Source organism: Sporosarcina sp. D27 (genome assembly GCF_000586555.1).
Taxonomy (GTDB): Bacteria; Bacillota; Bacilli; order Bacillales_A; family Planococcaceae; genus Sporosarcina.
The window spans coordinates 1-21,132 of sequence record NZ_AZUC01000052.1; the positions used below are offsets into that span (position 1 = coordinate 1).

Genomic DNA, 21,132 nt, shown 5'->3' on the forward strand with positions numbered 1-21,132 from the left:
CGAGGAGGCTGAGGGCAAGCCCCCGGAAAGCGACCGTCCGGAACGGAGATCAACGGCTAGTCATCCTTCATTTCCACAGTAAACGATGCAAAAAAGACAAAAGGGATGGAAATCTAATCGATTCACCTCCCTTTTGTATACAGTCTGGGGGGGGCAGCATATGATGAGCTCTTTTTGTCTTTGGATAATTTGATGATTGGAGTTTTTCACTATAGAAAGCAATTCCTCCAAAGGCTACAATATGGTTAACTATATTTTAATAGCTAAAGGAAATGAATTCCTAATCGTTGGATACGAGGGAAATAGAAAAAAGCTGAGGTGGAACAAATTATGACTATACAGCTTAAGCAAAGATTATTGAATAAGGTAAACCAGAAAGAATTTATAATAGGAGTGGCTTCAGGTTCAGGCAAGTCAGCAAAATCTACTGTGGCTGGCGGGGGAGACATGATATTAGCATTAAACTCCGGTCGTTTTAGGCAAATGGGAGTCAGTTCACTAGCGGGCTATCTTCCTTTTTTAAATTGCAACAAACTAGTAATGGAGTTTGGTTCAAGGGAAATACTCCCTATCGCTAAGGGGTTTCCTGTTGTTTTTGGACTGTGTGCAACCGATCCGTTAATCAATTTAGAACAGTACATTCAAGAAATCAAAACAAAGGGGTTTACAGGGATTAACAATTATCCTTCTGTAGGAATGATAGATGGGATGTTTAGAGAGGCATTGGAGGACCAAGGAGTTTCGTATGAAACGGAGGTGAATGCGATAAAAATCGCCCATGAGCAAGGGCTGTTTACAATTGCATTTGTGTTTAATAAAGAGCAAGCGAGGAAGATGATTGATGTTGGAGCTGATGTTATTTGTGCTCATCTAGGTTTTACAAAGGGCGGTATGCTAGGCGCAAAGAAAGCACTTAGCTTAGTAGAAGGAGCAAAAGTAGTCAATGAAATCTTCAGCGTCTGCAATCACGAATATCGTCAGGTCATTAAAATGATTTATGGAGGACCAGTTTCTACCCCCACAGATGTGAAATATATGCAAGACAACACAGAAACAATGGGATATATCGGGGGATCTTCTTTTGAGAGGATTCCTACAGAACAAGCTTTGTCCTCGACAATTAGAAAGTTTAAGAACGTAGGACAAAAAGAGGCGGATGAATTTTTAGTAAAGATGTTAGAAGGGGCAGAAAAACACTATGAGTATGCAGAATTTGTAAAGGAATATATCGCAATAAACTATATGTTGAAAATCTCTCTAGAGGATTTGGCGCAGCTCTTACACATTTCAAGACCCTATTTAAGTAAAGTGTTTAAACAGGAAGTCGGTTGTTCGTATAGTAATTATTTGACTGAGTATAGAATGCATAAATCCATTGAATTTATGAGCCAGAACTGTTTTCAGCTAGCTGAAATTGCAAACATGACAGGGTTTAGTGATTACGCACATTTTAGTAAGGCTTTTAAAAAATATGCAGGACAATCTCCCCGAGAATATGTAGAAAGATTACAATAACACATGAAATGAGTACCATTTAACATATACGCTTGTTGGAATCGGGTGTATCCTAACAGTAGGATGTATAATATTCAGATTATTTTACTGTCGAGGACAATTTTGTTTTCGAACCGTTATTCATAATTAGACGTGCTGGTTATGAGTCGCAACTTTAAGCGCTAGCTAAAAGTGGGGAGTTTTTGAATTCTGAATAATGGATTATTAACCGCGACTCGTATTTTTTTTCAGATTGAACAATTACTTTTTCTACGGGGGAGATTGTTTTGAAGAAAACTGTTTTGTTGATAGGAACCCTTGATACTAAAGGGGATGAATATGAGTATGTTCGTGATTTGATAGCTTTAAAAGGATTTGAAGTAGTGTTAATTGATGGAGGTGTAGTAGGTGTGCCTACGGTTACACCTACATTTAGTGCAGAAGAGGTTGCTGTGTTAGGGGGGAGTAGTTTAACGGCTTTACGGGACCAACATGATCGTGGTTTAGCTATGAAAGTTATGTCAAAAGGTATTGCGAAATTAGTTAACCGGTTATGTATGGAGCGTGATGTAGTTGGTGTCATGGGAATGGGCGGCTCTGGTGGTACAGCGCTGATTACACATACTATGAGACAACTGCCGATCGGGATGCCGAAATTGATGGTTTCAACAGTTGCTTCAGGTGACGTGCACCCTTACGTTGGAACGAAAGACATTACAATGATGTATTCCGTTGTAGATGTTGCTGGATTGAACAAAATTTCTCGACGAATTCTAGGGAATGCTGCTGGGGCACTAATTGGTATGGTTGAACAAGAGATTCCGGAGGTTGAAGACAAGCCAATCATCGCTGCAAGTATGTTTGGAGTTACGACAACTTGTATAGAAAATCTCAAGACACATATTGAAGAAAACGGATATGAACTGTTAGTATTCCACGCAACAGGTAGTGGTGGACAAGGAATGGAGTCTCTCATTAGTGATGGGTTCATCAAAGCTGTAGCGGATGTGACGACCACTGAACTATGTGATGAGTTAGTAGGTGGTGTACTTTCTGCAGGCCCTCACCGACTAGAAGCGGCGGCCCGTGAAGGCATTCCTCAAGTAGTTTCTTGTGGCGCGCTAGATATGGTGAACTTTGGGGCGATGAATACCGTTCCTTCCCAGTTTGCAGATCGTACTTTATATGAGCATAACGCTAACGTCACACTGATGAGAACGACCCCTGAAGAGTGTGCTGAACTAGGAAAAATACTAAGTGAAAAGTTAAACGAAACGACTGGGCCGACTACTTTGTTCTTGCCGTTAAAAGGTGTCAGTGCGATAGATGGAGAAGGTCAATTGTTCGATTCTCCTGAAGCCACGGAAGCATTGTTCACATCGATCAGAAAACATCTAAATCAAAATGTTGTAGAACTCATTGAGCTGGATCGACACATTAATGATCCAGAATTTGCAGCAGCTATGGCTTCACATTTATTAAGCAAATTGAATAAATAACATTGAGAAATGAGGGCTTGCAAATGACACAAACAATACGGGAAGTAGCATTAGAAAAAATTCGCAAACAAATTGCACAAGGGAATCCGATTATCGGTTCAGGAGCGGGGACAGGAATCACTGCAAAGTTCGCAGAAAAAGGTGGTACGGATTTAATCATCATCTACAACTCAGGTAGATACCGTATGGCTGGCCGCGGTAGTTTAGCGGGTCTAATGCCTTATGGAGATGCCAATGCGATTGTGATGGACATGGGCTCTGAAGTACTTCCAATCGTAAAAGATACGCCGGTACTTGCGGGTGTTTGTGGAACAGATCCATTCAGAATTATGCCTAATTTTCTTCGCCAGTTAAAAGATATGGGATTCCATGGAGTTCAAAACTTCCCAACTGTCGGTTTAATTGACGGGACGTTCCGGACGAATCTCGAAGAAACGGGAATGGGCTATGATCTAGAAGTAGAAATGATTCGAGAAGCACATGAATTAGGAATGCTAACGTGCCCTTATGTATTTACACCTGAACAAGCTGTCGCGATGACGAAAGCTGGTGCAGATGTCCTAGTTCCGCACATGGGTCTTACAACTAAGGGAAGCATCGGTGCGCAAAGTAATCTGACTCTTGAGGAGTCAGCTAAAAAAGTACAGGAAATGCGTGATGCTGCTGTCGCGATTAATCCGGATATTATCGTATTGTGTCATGGTGGACCAATCGCAGAACCGGAAGACGCACAGTACATTTTTGAGCATACAGAAGGAATTGCAGGTTTCTTCGGAGCAAGTAGTATAGAGCGACTACCAACTGAGGTAGCTATTGAAAAACAAGCCCGCAAGTTTAAGGATTTATCGATTTAAAGGATTTTTGACAATGCTTCTTCAATAAGTTATTTCTGTTTGTTTTATGAATTTAAAAACATGTTTTGGAGGAATTAAAATGACTGAAGTAAAAGAGCAAGCAGGGTTGAGATATATAAATCCAGAGGATGTTGAAACTCAAGAATTTGAGTGGGGAACACTTAAATGGATGAGTGAACCACGTGTGACGAATGCAGAGAAATTTAGTATGGGTATCGTTATTTTACATCCGGGTAAAGGCCATGACCGCCATAATCATCCTGAAGAAGAAGAGGTTCTTTACGTGATCTCTGGTGAAGGTGAGCAAACTGTGAATGACGGTGCACCGACGAAAATCACTGCAGGAATGTGTGTACACATACCGACGGGAGCATTCCATTCTACAATTAATACGGGTTGGGAACCACTAAAACTAATGGCCATATACAGCCCTCATGGTCCTGAAATGGTTCTTCGTGCAGATCCAAATTGTAAGGTACTTGCCCCTGGAGTACTTCCTGGTAACTAAGTCGAAATATAGGCTCTGAATCGTGTCTGTGTGGGGAAACTCTACTTTTGGCTAAAACACTAGTGATTGTTTGGTTAGCAGACAAAATGAAAAAATCAGTTGTTAATTGTCTAGGGAGGAAAAGACAATGCAAAATCTAGAATCTTTTTTTGACCAGAAGTTTAACGGAGTAACATTGCAACCCCCGTTATTCAATTCATGGGATATTGCTATTCGATTTGACATCTTAAATCCTTTATTGTCCATCAAGGATTCCAATAATCTAGAACACGCTTTTCAACGTTCCATTACATTGTATGATGAGGTATTTCGGGATGAAGATGAACTACTTGTTATAGCGGATGTTCGTACAACTGAGGATCACTTGTTTCTTGAAGAACCGTTAAAAGTATACCGAAGTTATATTAAACAACAGGAAGTCTTAGATAAATTGAGGCATGAACTGATACCGGATGTTTGCAACGAAGAAGGGGAACAGTTGGTAGTCCATCGATTCACTTTAGGTTGCACAAAAAAAGATATTCGATATGAAATCATATTGCGAGAAATTTGCTTTAAAGACTTTGGGGAGGTCATGATACAGTTAGAGCAGAAGCCTCAAAGTAGTATTGAGTTTTATTTTATAAATTTGACACGCGGTATTATTTATCACTTATATGATGGGCCGGGCTGTGACATTTTAGCGTTGAAGAAAGAAGAAATTCAATTTTTGTATGAGAGATACAATGATTGGATTCGTGAAGAGGATCGTAATCAGATAGACTCTGTGTTTGCAGATTCGGAAAGTAGATTTTCAAAATAAATATAATCATTCAGCCAATTACTTTTTAGTAATTGGTTTTTCTTCGCTGGAGTATTGAAAAGTGCAAAAAACTTACTTGAAGTAAGAGTTTTCGCATGAAATGTTTACAGCGAAACGTCTAAACGTTATATATTCAAGATAATGGCTGTCTTGTCGGTGAATACTCTTGAACTACTTTGCTTCTTTTTTGCAGTCTACAATCAGTGGTCTATGACCGATTTCGTGGTATACTTCTGAACGTTAAATATGTCTTCAGAACGGAGTGGGCAAGGGTGACGAGAAAAATCATCATGAATTTGGCGATGAGCCTTGATGGATATATTGCGGATGACAATGGGGGATTCGACTGGATTGGTGGGGACGGCCATAGTGAGCTGGATACATCGGATCAGTTCAGTTTCCCAGACTTTTTAGAACAAGTCGATACGGTTGTGATGGGACGAAAATCGTTCGAGGATTCTACACTCGATATGGTGGCACAGCACAAGATTATCGTTGTGACTTCTTTAGATAAAGCGGACGAAGGAAATGTACAATTTGTCAAAGGGGACATTGTATCGCACGTCCAAGCTCTTCAAAAGGAAGAAGGGAAAGATATTTGGCTCTTCGGTGGTAGTCAGTTGACGAATGCCTTTTTGAAAGCGGGAATTGTAGATGAATTTATCATCGGAATCGTACCAATGATTCTTGGCACAGGAGTTCGTCTATTTGAGGAAAATGACCGAATGATTCCATTACAGCTTGAGGAGTACTCAGTCAATGAAGGACTTCCTATTTTACGATATACGAAAAGAGCATAAGATGATAAGTGGCCCTTGGGAGTGCAGTTTTTGCAACCCCAAGGGACTTTTTTGTTTTTGGCTTTAGATTTGGGAAAACGGATATTTCAGATATGTTTCTGAATGCATTTACCGACTAGCACCAATTTCTGCGGCTAGCTAACTCTGTATAACATTTCCTTATCTTAAATGATAGACATTTCAGATTATACTTAATGGGAATTGACACGTATACTACTTGGCAGAGGGGAAGAAGTCATGTTAATAGATTTGATGATTAGATGGTGTTGCATGGAGCAGCAAGGTTATATTTTTCATAAAAAGGAGACGAAGTAGATGCATTTCAGAAAAGCGACAGCAACTGATATCCCAACTATTATCCGATTGCTAGCGGATGATGAATTAGGATCTGCGCGTGAGAGTACAGAAGATTACGTGGTGAACGATTATGTTGAAGCATTTACCGAAATGGAAGCGCAATCTGGAAACCAACTCATTTTAGCGATTGATGATCAAAAAGTGGTTGGCTGTCTTCAGATAACCCTCATTCCTGGTTTAGCTAGAAGAGGGATGAAACGGGCACAAATCGAAGGGGTGCGAGTTGATAGGCATTATCGCAGTCATGGGGTTGGTCAAGCTTTGTTTGAGCAAGCAATTTCAATCGCAAAGTCTGAGGGGGCTGGTCTTGTCCAATTGACGACCGACAAACAGCGCGCAGATGCTCATCGTTTTTATGAAAGGCTTGGATTTAGGGCAAGTCATGAAGGAATGAAGTTGCTCTTTTGAAAGACAGTTTGCAAGGTAGAGATGGATGAATGATTTTTGACCGTATAGGACTATGTTATACCTCGCAAGTATACGAAAAAATAGAAGAGAATGGCGGTGAGATGAATGGGTTTTAACAATGGAGCAACTAGTGAAATAAGATTTATCCCTTATGATGAAACCTATTACACTGCAATCCGTGAGATGTATCTTGAAGAAGGCTGGATGAATCTTGCTGAAAATTATACACAAACACAGCTAGCATGGGAAAATTCAACCATTGCCTTCATAGCAGTTACGAAAGATGATGACGTGGTAGCGTGTATGAGAGGTTTTACGGATACTGTAGTGACCACTTTTATTTGTGAAATGCTCGTAGAGAAGAAATTTCGTGGGCACGGAATAGGTAAAGAAATACTGAATTATGTACACACACTGTATCCAAGTACACGGATTGAAATGCTAGCATCTGAAGCATCGCGTTCGTTTTACCAAAAAGAAGGATATCGCTCGTTCTATGGATTCAGGAAGTCATTTTAATTTACTCCTACAGACAGTAAGAACAATCTCGTAAAAACTTTACTTCGTGATCATGTAAAAACAGGAACAGGATAGGCCATCTGTAAGAATATTCTTTATAGGACACAAGCATCAAAAACGCGCTTTCCAACTCTATGGAAGGTGTGTTTTTGTCGTTTTGTAGCAACATTTAGCAAACTAACGCTCTTATTTTTTCTTATTAGTCAGTCAATTATACCAAATCATTTATGCACTAAATTACCAGTATTTTTATAAATGAAAGCCCTTAGGAAGTATGGTAATTTACTAATAATTTCGATAAAGTGAAAGGGCTTACAAGAATAAGGAGAGGATGAAGTAGATGGTGAAAACGAAAAAGAAGTTCTTAACTGCATTTCTCGTTTGTACGTTAGCAAGTGGACTTGTTTTTACTGCAACAGCTGGGGCTCACGGGCATTCGATTCCTAATAAGTCATGGAATCATCCAGGTAACGGAGCACCCATTCTACATCCAGGTTCAGTGAGAGGAGCGGGAATGAGACAGGAGCCGTTAAAGGAAATCGACGAAGTCCTTAACAATGCGATTGAAGAAAATACGACCCCCGGGGCTGTTGTCCTTGTGGCTCGCAGTGGACATATTGTGAAACAGCAAGCTTACGGAGATGCTGCACGCTATGTGGACGACTCATTCACAGAAATGGAATACCCTGTCGAAATGCAGACTAATACTATTTTTGATGTTGCTTCAATCAGTAAGATTTTTACAACAGTGGCCGCTATGAAATTGTATGAAAAGGGAGCTATTCAACTAGACGCTCCTGTAGCAAAATACATTCCTGAATTCGCTGCAAATGGAAAAGAAACAGTGACGATACGACAGTTAATGACTCATACATCCGGATTCACCGCGTGGATTCCACTCCATTCCCAAGGGGAAACACGGGAAGATAGATTGCAGCTGGTATATGCTCAACCATTGAAAGCTCAACCAGGGAGCAGCTATACCTATAGCGATCTGAACATGATTACGTTAGGAGCTGTCGTTGAAAAACTTTCTGGGAAACGCTTAGATCAGTTTGTGAAAGATGAAATTACAGGACCACTTGGCATGAAAGACACGATGTACAACCCACCTGCATCGCTTAAGAATCGGATTGCTGCGACAGAATTCCAACCTGAGATAGGCAGAGGACTAGTTTGGGGCGAAGTTCATGACGAAAACACCTGGTCACTTGACGGCGTTGCAGGTCACGCTGGAGTATTCTCCACGGCAAAAGACTTAGGGGTTTTTGCGCATATGATTCTCAATGAAGGAAAATATGGAGGAAAACGAATTCTAAAACCTAAAACGGTTCAACTGTTAAGTGAAAATCAGATACCTGAGTTTGTCGGTGACGATCACGGCCTTGGTTGGGAATTGAACCAAGGGTGGTATATGGATGCACTCTCAGACCCTTCATCAGCAGGGCATACCGGGTTTACAGGAACCAGTATTGTTATCAACCCAAAAAATAAGACGATCGCAATTCTACTAACTAACCGTGTTCATCCTACAAGAAAGACCATTTCATTAAACGCTGTTCGAAGAGACTTCGTTCGACATGTGGCAGATGCAATCCCAGCACCTATTCCTAGAAGTACAGATGCGTGGTTTTCTGGATACGGGGACAATCTGAACCGGAACTTACTTGTTGATGCAAAAAAAGAAGTCAGCGAACTATCATTTAACACTTGGTATGAACTAGAGAAGGACTCTGACTTTGGAGTAATTGAAGTATCTGATGATGGTATTGAGTGGAATGAGGTAGGAGTTCGTCTAACAGGAACGAACGGCAAATGGAGTAATTTGACGGTAGCCATACCAGATGGAACAAATCATATCCGTTTCCGTTATGAGACCGATACGTCTGTTAACGGTCGGGGATGGTACGTAGGGGATATCAAGCTGAACGGAAAACCTGTCAATCCGAATTCAGATTCAACGGATTGGGAGAATCGAAATTATTAAAGGGGAGATCTGTCGATGAAGAAACTTCGTACCTATTTTCTTGTACCACTACTGATTGGTTTGTTAGTGCTAACAACTGGAATGTCTAGTCAGACAGCCATGGCTAATTCAAACAAATCGTCTATTCAAGACCTTGTTCTTTTACAAAATGTACCTGAATCGGAAAGTCAATTTGAAGATGGAACTATCCAGCTTAACCCCCTTCACGTATATAAAGAAGGCCATTTTATGGAGACATCCAAAAATCTGAAATGGAAGTCGACCAATAAAAAAGTGGCTACGGTTGATAATGCCGGTTTGGTTACTACGACTGGTAAACCCGGCATGGCAATCATTCAAGTGAGCGAGGGGAAACTAGTCGACCGTGTTGCAATATTAGGGAAACCCGATCCATCATCAGGAAAATGGCACGGGAAACCGTCAGTCACTTATGAGGTGAAGAAGATGAAAGGGAAACGATACAACCTCATTGAGAAAGCAATCAGTCACATGACGCTTGAAGAAAAAGTGGGACAAATGCTAATGCCGGATTTCAGGACTATGAATGGCAAAAATGTCACAGAACTCACTCCTGAAATTGAGGAACTTGTAAAAAAGTATCATTTAGGCGGAGTGATTTTGTTTAGAGAAAACGTAGTCACTACAGAACAAACGGCACGTTTAGTATCAGATTATCAAAAAACGTCTGAAAAATATGGTCTTCTTATGTCAATCGACCAAGAGGGTGGAATTGTAACGAGAATCCAATCAGGAACAGATATGCCAGGGAATATGGCATTAGGTGCTACACGATCAGAAGAACTTGCAGGTAAAGTCGGGGGAGCAATTGGCGAGGAACTGCATTCGTTAGGAATCAATATGAACTTCGCACCATCCTTTGACATTAATAATAACCCGGACAATCCTGTAATCGGTGTGCGATCATTTAGTGAAGATCCAGAGCTAACAGCTCAATTAGGTGTAGCTTATACGAATGGTCTTCAAGGAACAGGAACGTCAGGAACAGCAAAACACTTCCCTGGTCATGGCGATACAGCAGTGGATTCACATTTGGGTCTTCCTGAAGTTCCATATGACAAGGAAAGGTTAAAGCAAGTGGAGTTGTATCCGTTCCAGAAAGCGATGGAAGCGGGAGTGGATGCGGTCATGACAGCACATGTCACGTTCCCGAAAATCGATGGGACAACTGTAATCTCCAAAAAAGATGGAACTGAAATCAATGTGCCTGCTACGTTATCCTATAAAGTACTGACGGAGCTGATGCGGGAGGAAATGGGATACGACGGATTAATTACTACAGATGCATTAAACATGAAAGCAATTGCGGATCATTTCGGCCCGGTGGATTCAGTAATCAAAGCTGTGCAGGCAGGGACTGATATAGTCTTAATGCCAGTCGGATTGGAAAGTGTTGCAACGGGTCTTTTGGATGCGGTACGTACTGGAGAAATTTCGGAGTCACGAATCGAAAGTTCAGTCGAGAGAATATTGTCCTTAAAGCTCAAGAGGGGCGTTATGAAAGAAGAGAATCCTAGGGCAATCGATGAAGTGATTTCAGAAGCTGAGGAAACGGTAGGCTCTGAACCACATAAACAAATTGAGCGTGAAGTAGCCGAGAAGTCAGTGACTTTAGTGAAAAATAATAATGTACTGCCGTTGAAGGTAAATACATCAGAGAAAATCGCAGTCATTGGTAGCTCATATATCGATGAACTGTACCAAGCAGTGAAAAGTAAACATGAAAACACAGTCTTGGTGAAAACAGGAGAGCCTCTCTCTGCTGAACAGGTTTCGCAGATTTCAGATGCATCGGCAATCATTGTCGGTACAACTACTTCCACTGTAGCTGGCAGAGAAACGACTAACCCACAAATGAAGATGGTCAATGAGTTAAAGAAACAAACGGAAGCTCCTGTCATTGCGGTAGGAGTCAGAAATCCATATGACATCATGGCTTACCCGAATGTAGATGGGTACTTGGCTCAATATGGATTTAGAACAGCTAGCTTTAAAGCAACTGCATCCGTTCTATTTGGAGACATCCAACCTACAGGTAAACTTCCTGTGACAATTCCAAATTCAGCTGGAGGAACCTTGTATCCATTTGGACACGGACTAACCTACAACGAATAAGGGAGGGGTCAGATGATGAAAAAGTGGCTAATGGTAGTCGTCACAGCATTATTAGTCATGACGACATTCACTGCGGCATTTGCCGATAACACGTACACCAACGGGAATAAGAAATCCAAAGGATATGATAAAGGTAAGCACAAATTTGCACTAGGTGCAGAGATGCTTATGAAAGATGAGAAGAAATTGCTGAAAGGTAAACGGGTAGGATTGATCACCAATCCTACGGGGGTTGACCAAAACCTGAACAGTGTGGTCGATCTTTTGAACAATGATCCGGATATTCAGCTAGAAGCACTCTACGGTCCAGAACATGGTGTTCGTGGGGATGCACAGGCTGGGCAATATGTGGATTATTATATCGATGAAGTCACGGGCTTGCCGGTTTATAGTTTGTATGGAAAAACTAGAAAACCGACTCCTGAAATGCTTGAAAATATCGATGTTCTAGTATTTGATATTCAAGATGTCGGGACTCGCTTCTATACGTATATCTATACGATGGCTCTAGCTATGGAAGCAGCGCAAGAAAAAGGAATTCCGTTCATTGTATTGGATCGTCCGAATCCTTTAGGAGGTAAAAAAGTTGAAGGACCAGTCCTAGATCCAAAGTTTGCGTCATTTGTTGGACAGTATGCGATTCCACTACGCCACGGAATGACCGTAGGAGAACTAGCGAAGCTGTTTAACAAGGAGTTTGACATAGGTGCGGATTTAACAGTAGTGAAAATGAAAGGCTGGAAACGAAACGCTTATTTCGATGAAACAGGGCTTCAGTTTGTCATGCCATCTCCTAACATGCCAACACTGGAAACTGCACTCGCTTATCCAGGTGCAGCACTTATCGAAGGGACGAATGTTTCAGAAGGACGCGGAACGACAAAGCCATTTGAGTTAATTGGTGCTCCGTTCATCAGCAGTCCGGAATTGGTCACGAGGTTAAACCAACTGGATCTTCCAGGAGTGACATTCCGAGCGGCATCGTTTACCCCTACGTTTTCAAAGCATAGCGGAAAACTTTCTCATGGTGTTCAAATTCATATTACGGATCGAAATAAGTATGAGCCGGTTGAAACGGGTCTTCATATTGTGAAAACGATAAAAGATCTTTATCCTGAACAAGTTCAACTCACGCCTTTCTTTGACAATCTAATCGGAAATGGATGGATACGACCGGCTATTGAAGATGGAATGACGGTAGAAGAGATTGAATCGCGTTGGCAGAAAGATTTAAAAGAATTTGAGAAAGTACGGAAGAAGTATTTGATGTATTAGAAAGAACAGAGTTGTCTTGTAAAAAGTCACTTAAGCGAGGCAGGATACAAAGTTGTTGTAGAGGAATTTTGCAAGCAATTGCAAGCTAAGTATTCTTGGATTACAAAACACTTATTGAGTGCATATCTGAAAAGAGATACGACTGCACCGCTCACTTTGGAATTCTGAGTGGTTCTAATGGTAAATTCCTTTTAGGAGATGGAACAATTCGTGTTCAAACAGCAAAATTATTTGGAATTTATTCAAAGTACCTTCAGTAGAATGAAACCTCATCTACTGTTGCCCTCACAGTGCGGTGATAAACCGCGACGGTGGGGGCGTTTTTGTGTGGAAAAGAGTTGTTGACAATACATAGATACATAGTTATACTAAGTTTAATAGTTAGTAACAAAAACAAACTAAGTAAAAGGAGTGAAGAAGATGATTGAAAAGTTGAAAGGATATCTGGCAGAGTGGTCGGTTTTCGAGAAGGTGTGGATTTCGTTATTCACAGCAATTACGGTGTACCTCTATTTTGCATTTCAAGACACGCTTCTAGGGTTGATCAGTTCGATAGCCGGTATGTTGTGCGTAGTATTGGTTGCGAAAGGAAAGGTTTCAAATTATGTATTCGGTATCGTGCAGACAGTCACTTATGGTTATATCGCTTTCGGATACGGCTTATATGGTGAAGCCATGTTGAACTGGTTATTTTACTTCCCAACGCAATTTATCGGAATTTGGATGTGGATGAATCACTTCAAGAAAAAAGAGGATTCTGAGCATGGGGAAAACGTATACGTAAAGCGGCTGACACGAAAAGGTTGGATTCTCGTTGCTGGATCTTTTGTGGTAGGGGCATTGGTATACGCAGAACTATTGACGGTGTTATCCGCACAGCAAGTTCGAATCGATAGTATGGCGGTCGTTCTTTCAGTAATCGCACAAATACTAATGGTACAGAGATATGCAGAACAATGGATAATCTGGATTTTAGTGAATATCCTGACCATCACGCTATGGGGTATCACGTTAGTGCAGACAGGAGGGAACGATTGGAACATGGTCATCATGTGGACGGCGTTCTTAGTGAATTCTATATACGGTTATGTGAACTGGGTAAAATTATCGAAGGTACAAAAAGCAGAAGACTGAGCGTTTTGTTCATGAAAGGAGAAGATTAAAATGGGAGAACCTAGAATGGAAGAGTTGACAGTTGGACACTACGGAGGGAAATTCATTCCCTTTCATAAAGGTCATTTGTATGCAATTACGAAAGCAGCGGCTCAAGTGGATCAGTTGTTTGTAGTGGTTAGTTATGATGAGAATCGGGACAGGAAATTGTGTAAGGACGCGGGATTGGATTATATTGACTTCAAACAGCGGCAGCAGTGGATTATGACTTCAACTAAAGGAATGCCGAATGTGAAAGTATTGGTGGTGGAAGACCCACCATGGGAGAGCGAAGAGCATATGTGGCTGGAAGGAGGACGGAGAATGATTGAAGCAATCCCGGAACAAATCACTCATATCTTCAGTTCAGAAAGCGCATACGATCATTGGTTTAGACTTATTTATGGAGAAGATATTCAACATGTAGTTATTGATGAGGCTCGCAGGATTTTCCCAATCAGTGCAACGAAAATACGAAACGAAGGGGTATTTGCAAATTGGGATATGATTCCCGATGTAGCGAAGCCATACTACACTAAAAAAATTGCGATAGTCGGAGTTGAATCATGCGGGAAATCCACGTTAACACGGAACTTAGCTCAACTATTTGGCACTGAATATGTAGAAGAATACGGGCGTACGGTCAGCGAGGAAATCGGGGACGGAAGTTCGTTGCTGACTGAAGAGCACTATAAGGAAATCGTGTTTGGTCATAAGCATATGGAGTTTCAAAAGATCAAGAAAGCAAACAAGTTATTGTTCATAGATAGCGAGGCGGTAGTGTCCCAGTATTACGCTAAAATGTATCTTGGTCAGGAGCTGGACTTTATAGAGGGGGTCATCCAGTCTCAGGATTATGATTTGTACCTATTCCTTGAACCCGATGTAAAGTGGGTGGCTGACGGATTCCGAACGTTCAATGATCCTGTGGTGCGGGCAAAGACAAATAGAGTTTTGAAGGAAATGTTTGATGAGCGGGGAATACAATACGCATCGATTAGCGGTAACTACGAGGAGCGGCTTGACAAATCCATCGAACAGATTACGAAACTCATGACGAACTAATAAAAGAAGGGTGCTGTGTGACCCTTCTTTTTCTGTGTGTATGAAGAAGACTCGAATACTGAGAGGCTGGACTTGTCATATGAAACGGATAGTATTAGAATGCAACTAAGTCATGTGTTTGAAAGGGGAAGAAGGCAATGGAAGAGCAGTTCTTGCAGAACCTCAGTGAAACGGAATTTATCGAACAGTATCAAAAGACGGAAAAGGATAAGTATGAAAAACCATCCATAACGACGGATATGGTTATCTTCACAATGGATACTGAAAAGGTTTCGGACAAGAGAAAAAAAGCGGAGAAGGAACTTCAGTTATTACTCATCCAGCGTGGAGGACATCCTTATAAAGGGGACTGGGCACTAGCGGGCGGATTCATGGGAATTGACGAAGATGTCGATACCGCAGTCCAACGGGAATTGAAAGAGGAAACAGGGGTTGATGGCATTTACGCAGAGCAGCTGTACACGTGGAGTGCGGTGGATCGGGACCCTCGTATGAGGATTGTGAGTGTCAGTTATTTGGCGTTGGTTGACCAAGGAAAGTTACCACCGCTGCAAGCAGGGGACGATGCTGACGATGCAAGGTGGTTCACTGTAAAAGATACGGTAGTAGAATCCCATGAGGAACAGATCAGCAGTACAATTAGGAGGACGGAAGAAATTGAACTAGAGATGACTTCTGGGGAAATTACAGTATCGGCAACTATAGAAAGAGTCACAGTGACAGAAGGGACAAACACTAAAACGACAGTGTGGATGAAAAAGCAGGATGGGATTGCCTTTGATCATGCAGAAATCATTTTGTATTCGTTGGAGCGGTTACGCGGGAAAGTGAATTACACGAATATCGCATTCAATTTGGTTGGCGAAGAGTTCACATTGCCGGATTTGCAGCAAGTTTATGAAGTGATTTTGGGCAGGGCTTTAAACAAAGTGCAGTTCCGACGACATGTGGAAGGTATGGTGTTAGATACAGGAAAAGAAATCAAAACAGGTGCATACAGACCTTCTAAACTGTATAGGTATAATTCAGCGTGGGTACATGATCAATGGAAATAAGAGAGTTGGCGTAATAATTTCTATTATTGTTTCAAGTTAGTTCTTTTATCAAAAGTCTGTTTAGCCAACTCAAACTGCCAGCGTTTGAATAGTTGAATTGAAAGTGAGGAGTCTTCAAAGTGAAGCGACTAAAAACAATAGAAGAGTGGCAGATGCTACTAGAGCATTCTGATGAACAGCCGCTACTTTTATTTAAATTAAGCATGACGAGTTTAAGCAGTGTAACCGCCAAAAAGGAAATGGAATCGCTCGTGACGGATATTCCGAGATATGTGGTCATTTCACAGCTGGATAAGAAAGTATCGAATGCGGTGGAATTAGATACAGGCGTTAAACATGAAACACCACAACTGCTCATTATCAAAGGCAAAAAAGCCATTTGGCAGGCAACCCGTTACCAAATTAAGCAATCAGTTGTGTTAGATGCAATTGCCACATATGTATAACGAAGTATTCAACTAGAAAAGGAGTGATCCCGTAAAGTCATTTTATGACCTTTTAGGACCACTCCTTATTTTTTATTGAATTCATTGTAAAATGTATTATCTTTTTTTCTTTTAAATAACCGTCTAAATCAGGTAGATAATTACTGTGAAACCGAGTATGAGCATTGAACTTACTTAAGAACGGAGATGCAAATAATAGAACCGAAAGCGATTTTAATAGCGAAGGATGAATGATGGGTATGGTGCTGAGTTTCAGAAACTTGCTTTTTTAAATATGGATTCATTAATAACTGAATAGCAGGTTTGTGGTCTCAGCAAGACGCTACTAGAAGCTCAAAACTTTATTACAAACTATTAACATTCCTCAGTAGTTAGCTGATTTACTTATACATATACTTGTAAGTGTACCATTATTGTGCGCATTGGAACCAATTAGACTAGGAGGTTTGTTAATGATTCAATCTATGAAGAAATTTCGTTTTGTTTTTGTTCTCGTGTTAATTCTTCAATTCGTCGCATTGCCGTTGCAGTCCCACGCGGCGGAAACTGATGCGAATGGTCCTACATGGGTGAAGCCTGTCAATTATTTGGCATTAGGGGATTCGTTGGCATTTGGTATTAGTTCAGATGGGTTACCTGGAAAAGGATATCCCGATTATTTAGCTGATTCTTTGCAAGAAATGAAGATGCTCGCAACTTCGAATAAAGGATTTGCTTACCCAGGCTATACAGCTCCAGATGTATTAAAAGACTTGAAAGACAATGTTACTAAACCAGTTGTAGGGATTGGGCAAGAAGGTAAGACGTTGGAATTGCATCAAGCTATTCAAGAAGCCAACCTGATTACAATTAGTGTCGGTGCGAACGATATGCTAAAGCATTTCAAAATCGATCCTGCTACAGGTGTTCCGCAATTCGATATGGCAGAGCTTACAGCTGCAATTCAACAAGTCGGAACGAATTATAATGAAATTTTAAAAGTCATTTATGAAATTAACCCAAACGTTCAAGTGTATGTCATGGGGTACTATAATCCATTCCCAGCGCTTGCAGCTGACTATCAGCCACAACTTGCACAGTTGTTAGCAGGTTTGAATGGCTCAATCCAAGCAGGCATGCAAGGAACCCCTGCTGAATTCGTTTCAACAAGTGAGCAAATTGCTACGGATTACAAGACGTACTTACCGAATTCAGCGAATATCCACTTAAGCGAAGCAGGATACAAAGTGGTTGCGGATGAGTTTAGCAAGCAACTGAAAGCTACTTATTCTTGGATCCCTAAGGATGCGTTAATTGCACAACTAAAAGGGGATGACGCTGCAACTCTTACATGGAAGCCTGCAGTGGATACAAAAAAAATCATGGGCTATGGCATTTATATGAATGACGAACTCATAGGTCAAGTTGGCGCGGATGTTCTCACATATGATGTAACCAATCTTAAAGCGAACACAGATTATCAGTTTAAAGTGGTAGCTGTTAACGAAGACAAGGTTGCATCTACTGAAAATCCAACGGCAAAGGTGACAACGAAAGCAACAGAAACACCAACACCGATTCTTTTTAAAGATATTCAAAAACACTGGGCAAAATCCTATATCGAAAAAGCAGTGGAAGCGGGAATCGTTTCGGGGTATTCGGATGGTACCTTCAAACCAGAACAGACGTTGACACGCGTCCAAGCCACTTCAATTATTGTTCGGACACTGGGTCTTAAACCAACACAGCCTGCACCATTTAAAGATATTAGTCTTTTCTCAGAACAGATTCAATCTGAAATTGCAGCAGCATCTCAATATGGGATTGTGTACGGTGTCAATGGAGAGTTGAAACCAAATGATCCTGTCTCACGTGTACAACTCGCAGCAATGTTGAATAGAACGTTTGAGCTCGTAAATGGGAAGCCATACGTTGCAAAATCACCAGCACCATACAAAGACATTTCCGGATACGGTACAGAAGCGCAAAATTCGATTGCGATGTTGCACGAATTCGGTATTGTGCATGGATCGAATGGGAAATTCCTACCTGCAGATGGAACAAAACGTGGGGAATCAGCGAAAATCCTTGTAAACTTTTCAATGTTACTCAAGCGATAATCATTGTACATCATCTAGGGGACTACAAAAATAAAAAAGGGGACCAATCAGTTACTAGATTGGCTCCCTTTTTCTGTAGAAGTAGTTTCTCAAATAGGTCTTTGTAGAGCCCGTAGCTACTACTTATATTTTAGGAGTATGGCTTTTGCTCGCGATGTGACTTCGAGTTTTTGATAAATAGATGAGAGATAGACCCTTACAGTTCCTTCAGTTAACTTTAATTGTTCAGCAATTTCTCGGTTCGTTATGCCGTCTGCTAATAAGGAAAATACCTCTTGTTCCCGTGGAGTCAGTGCTTGATGCTTCAATTCACTTGTAGGTTTGGCAGGTTGTAGATGCTGTAAATAATGAGAGGAAATGGACTGCTCACTCTGCCCTTTTTGTTGTAGACGCGTTAGATAACGATTGAGAAGGGGCTGCAATTCAGTTTCATCTAAAAATGTTCGAATGTAGTAATAGGGTGCGCCATACTGTATTGCTTCATGCAAAACTTCAAGTGCTGTCTCTGAATTACCCAGTCGATTGTGACAAATCGCTTCAAGTACAGTTGCTTCTACAAGTGTCGCAATTTGAGTTTCCTGCAGTGCCTTTGTTTTCGTTTGGATGAGAAGCGTAAGAGCCTTTTCAGGTTGTTGTTTCATGAGCAATAACCGTGTGTACACAAGCTCCCAAAAAGGTTGTTTTGTTTTCGTAGCGTGTAATTCGAATTCGGCATTTCTACTATCACCAGCGATAATTGAACAATAGGCTAGCATAATTCGAATACAGGTTAGCCAATGTTTTTCGGTGACCATATCTTTGACTTGTGTCAGCATGGATTGAGCTGAAGTTAGCTTCCCTTCAGATAAGTAAATCTTTGCTTTTAATAAATACATAGGGATGAATAGGCCTGGATCATTGAGCTGATGGCCTTGTTGTAGTGCCACTTCTAACTCTTTCTTGGCATACTCAATTAAATTGCGCTCATATAACGATTCTGCAGAGTTACCATATATAAATGCTGTAACGCTACTCGTTTGATAGGATGTATTCCGAAATAGCTCTGCCAGTTCGCCACCTTCTTCCATAGAAGGCATTTTGCCTTTGGAACCGATGGCAGTTCTTAAAAGTTTATATTCAAAAACATTATATTTCATGTGTACATCATCCCAACGAGAAGGGATAGCATCATTGTTCATTTGCCGCTGAATGATTTCCTTTGCAACTTGCAAATCGCCCCCTGTTGAAATAATTACGAATGCCCGAACAAACTCATAAATAGACGCTATGGCGGCATGCTCTTCTTGTACCATCCATTGTTCGGTCTTTTCACGGATTTCGAGTTCCATCATAAGTGATTGAGTAACAGCGATTTCACCGGTCGACATGGAAGTTATGACACCCATCACCAACATTTCATGTGGGACGCTAAAGTTGTTGCTGCGCAAATGATGCATCCAGCGCATGAAGGTGGTTGTCTGACCGGATGAGAAAAGGTGGACAAGGTGTTGAACGATCCAATCGCTCGCAAGCTCATAACATTCATATTTTAGCGCGAGTTCAATTGCAGAGATGACATCGCCTTTGTCATGTAAAAGGGAAGCAGTTTCTTCTACAATTGTTATGACTTGTTTTGATGTGAAACGTTTTCTAAGTTCAGCTTGCAAGGCTTCCGCAAATAGATGGTGATACCGAAAAACGGGATTAGATGATTGAAGGCGGATGATAAAAAAACCCATACTTTCCAACGTTTCAAGCAACTTATAACTATCAGTTCTTTCGGTGAGCTGATTACAAAGTTCTGGTTCAAGAACGTTGAGTAGAGAAGTACGTATAAGAAAAACTTGTGTTAGTAATGGAAGTGGAGCCAGGATTTCCTGTATTAAAAATTCATCAATAAGAGATCGTGAATCTTGATTTAGCTGTTCTGTGGGGGCAAGAGGATTCGCTAAATTTGCAAGTTGTAGGCCAGCTATCCACCCTTCAGTTTGTTCCATAAGTCGTTCAAGCGTCTCTTTACTTGGAATCGACAAGTTTTTAATGACGCAAAATTCCTTAGCCTCTTCCAATGTAAATCGTAACTGGGGTTCGTTGAATTCTGTAACCCACTGGTGGACACGCCATCGTGCAATTGGCAGGGGCAAGTCAGTCCGAGATGTCAGATAGACGTGGACGTTGCTAGGAGCCAATTCTATAAACTTGGTCATCATACGATGAATAAAACGATTTTCAATTAAGTGGTAATCATCCATGACAAGGGAAAAGGGAATCCCAGACATACTAATTTCTTGTATAAAGGAGTCGATGAAAAAGTCATACGTCATTTCATCAGAAGATTTCAAAAGGTGGATAAGCACTTGATCCACATCTGTTTGGCACGTTTTAGCAACTGCATGCAACACATAAGTCCAAAATCGAGTAGGGTCATTGTCGGTATTATCGATTGAAATCCAAGCAGCATTTTCTTGAGATATTTTGAGCCACTGAAGCAATAATGTTGTTTTCCCATATCCGGCAGGAGCCCGTAGAATCGTTACCTTTTTTTGTGAGTTATTTCTAAACGATTCATATAATCTTGTTCGCTCCACGTTATCAAGTAAGCCACTAGGGATTTCTGTTTTTGTAGGCAAAAGAACGGTTGACATTGGATCACCTCTCTTTCTAGCTCAATCTTGGGGATTATGTTTTGTAGGACGTTCT

General features: G+C 41.0%; 17 protein-coding genes. 16 read left to right on the plus strand and 1 reads right to left on the minus strand.

Annotation, left to right across the window (positions count from 1 at the left end):
• Positions 1-330 precede the first annotated feature (330 nt).
• The 16 genes from N693_RS0113685 to N693_RS0113760 all read left to right on the plus strand — a co-directional run bounded on the left by N693_RS0113685 (position 331) and on the right by N693_RS0113760 (position 18,453).
• Positions 331-1,515 carry a phosphoenolpyruvate hydrolase family protein gene (locus tag N693_RS0113685; protein ID WP_025785393.1) on the plus strand — a complete coding sequence of 395 codons (1,185 nt, stop codon included), beginning with the start codon at positions 331-333 and terminating at the stop codon, positions 1,513-1,515.
• Positions 1,516-1,781: 266 nt separating this feature from the next.
• Positions 1,782-2,993: a Tm-1-like ATP-binding domain-containing protein gene (locus N693_RS0113690; protein WP_025785394.1), complete on the plus strand. Its 1,212-nt coding sequence runs from the start codon at positions 1,782-1,784 to the stop codon at positions 2,991-2,993.
• A 23-nt stretch (positions 2,994-3,016) separates the two neighbouring features.
• The gene (locus N693_RS0113695; protein ID WP_025785395.1) at positions 3,017-3,847 is read left to right on the plus strand and encodes a phosphoenolpyruvate hydrolase family protein; all 831 of its coding nucleotides are present in this window, start codon (positions 3,017-3,019) and stop codon (positions 3,845-3,847) included.
• A 79-nt stretch (positions 3,848-3,926) separates the two neighbouring features.
• Positions 3,927-4,355: a cupin domain-containing protein gene (locus N693_RS0113700; RefSeq protein WP_025785396.1), complete on the plus strand. Its 429-nt coding sequence runs from the start codon at positions 3,927-3,929 to the stop codon at positions 4,353-4,355.
• 127 nt (positions 4,356-4,482) lie between these two features.
• On the plus strand, positions 4,483-5,157 hold the full coding sequence (locus tag N693_RS0113705; protein ID WP_025785397.1) for a DUF3885 domain-containing protein: 675 nt from the start codon (positions 4,483-4,485) through the stop codon (positions 5,155-5,157).
• Positions 5,158-5,429: 272 nt separating this feature from the next.
• Positions 5,430-5,957 carry a dihydrofolate reductase family protein gene (locus N693_RS0113710; RefSeq protein WP_025785398.1) on the plus strand — a complete coding sequence of 176 codons (528 nt, stop codon included), beginning with the start codon at positions 5,430-5,432 and terminating at the stop codon, positions 5,955-5,957.
• A 315-nt stretch (positions 5,958-6,272) separates the two neighbouring features.
• A complete protein-coding gene (locus N693_RS0113715; RefSeq protein ID WP_025785399.1) occupies positions 6,273-6,722 on the plus strand; it encodes a GNAT family N-acetyltransferase in 450 nt (149 codons plus the stop codon).
• A 105-nt stretch (positions 6,723-6,827) separates the two neighbouring features.
• On the plus strand, positions 6,828-7,241 hold the full coding sequence (locus N693_RS0113720) for a GNAT family N-acetyltransferase (protein WP_025785400.1): 414 nt from the start codon (positions 6,828-6,830) through the stop codon (positions 7,239-7,241).
• A 340-nt stretch (positions 7,242-7,581) separates the two neighbouring features.
• On the plus strand, positions 7,582-9,228 hold the full coding sequence (locus tag N693_RS0113725) for a serine hydrolase domain-containing protein (RefSeq protein ID WP_025785401.1): 1,647 nt from the start codon (positions 7,582-7,584) through the stop codon (positions 9,226-9,228).
• A gap of 15 nt (positions 9,229-9,243) precedes the next feature.
• On the plus strand, positions 9,244-11,361 hold the full coding sequence (locus N693_RS0113730; RefSeq protein WP_025785402.1) for a glycoside hydrolase family 3 protein: 2,118 nt from the start codon (positions 9,244-9,246) through the stop codon (positions 11,359-11,361).
• Positions 11,362-11,376: 15 nt separating this feature from the next.
• The gene (locus N693_RS0113735; protein WP_025785403.1) at positions 11,377-12,636 is read left to right on the plus strand and encodes an exo-beta-N-acetylmuramidase NamZ domain-containing protein; all 1,260 of its coding nucleotides are present in this window, start codon (positions 11,377-11,379) and stop codon (positions 12,634-12,636) included.
• Positions 12,637-13,056: 420 nt separating this feature from the next.
• On the plus strand, positions 13,057-13,770 hold the full coding sequence (gene pnuC / locus N693_RS0113740; protein ID WP_025785404.1) for a nicotinamide riboside transporter PnuC: 714 nt from the start codon (positions 13,057-13,059) through the stop codon (positions 13,768-13,770).
• 30 nt (positions 13,771-13,800) lie between these two features.
• The gene (gene nadR, locus N693_RS0113745) at positions 13,801-14,853 is read left to right on the plus strand and encodes a multifunctional transcriptional regulator/nicotinamide-nucleotide adenylyltransferase/ribosylnicotinamide kinase NadR (protein ID WP_253271204.1); all 1,053 of its coding nucleotides are present in this window, start codon (positions 13,801-13,803) and stop codon (positions 14,851-14,853) included.
• Positions 14,854-14,990: 137 nt separating this feature from the next.
• On the plus strand, positions 14,991-15,908 hold the full coding sequence (locus tag N693_RS0113750) for an NUDIX domain-containing protein (RefSeq protein ID WP_025785406.1): 918 nt from the start codon (positions 14,991-14,993) through the stop codon (positions 15,906-15,908).
• A 119-nt stretch (positions 15,909-16,027) separates the two neighbouring features.
• A complete protein-coding gene (locus tag N693_RS0113755) occupies positions 16,028-16,354 on the plus strand; it encodes a monothiol bacilliredoxin BrxC family protein (RefSeq protein ID WP_025785407.1) in 327 nt (108 codons plus the stop codon).
• A gap of 452 nt (positions 16,355-16,806) precedes the next feature.
• Positions 16,807-18,453: an S-layer homology domain-containing protein gene (locus N693_RS0113760; RefSeq protein WP_051508748.1), complete on the plus strand. Its 1,647-nt coding sequence runs from the start codon at positions 16,807-16,809 to the stop codon at positions 18,451-18,453.
• A gap of 119 nt (positions 18,454-18,572) precedes the next feature.
• Here the strand turns inward: N693_RS0113760 and N693_RS0113765 are convergent, their stop codons facing one another.
• A complete protein-coding gene (locus tag N693_RS0113765) occupies positions 18,573-21,077 on the minus strand; it encodes a LuxR C-terminal-related transcriptional regulator (protein WP_025785409.1) in 2,505 nt (834 codons plus the stop codon).
• Positions 21,078-21,132 lie beyond the last annotated feature (55 nt).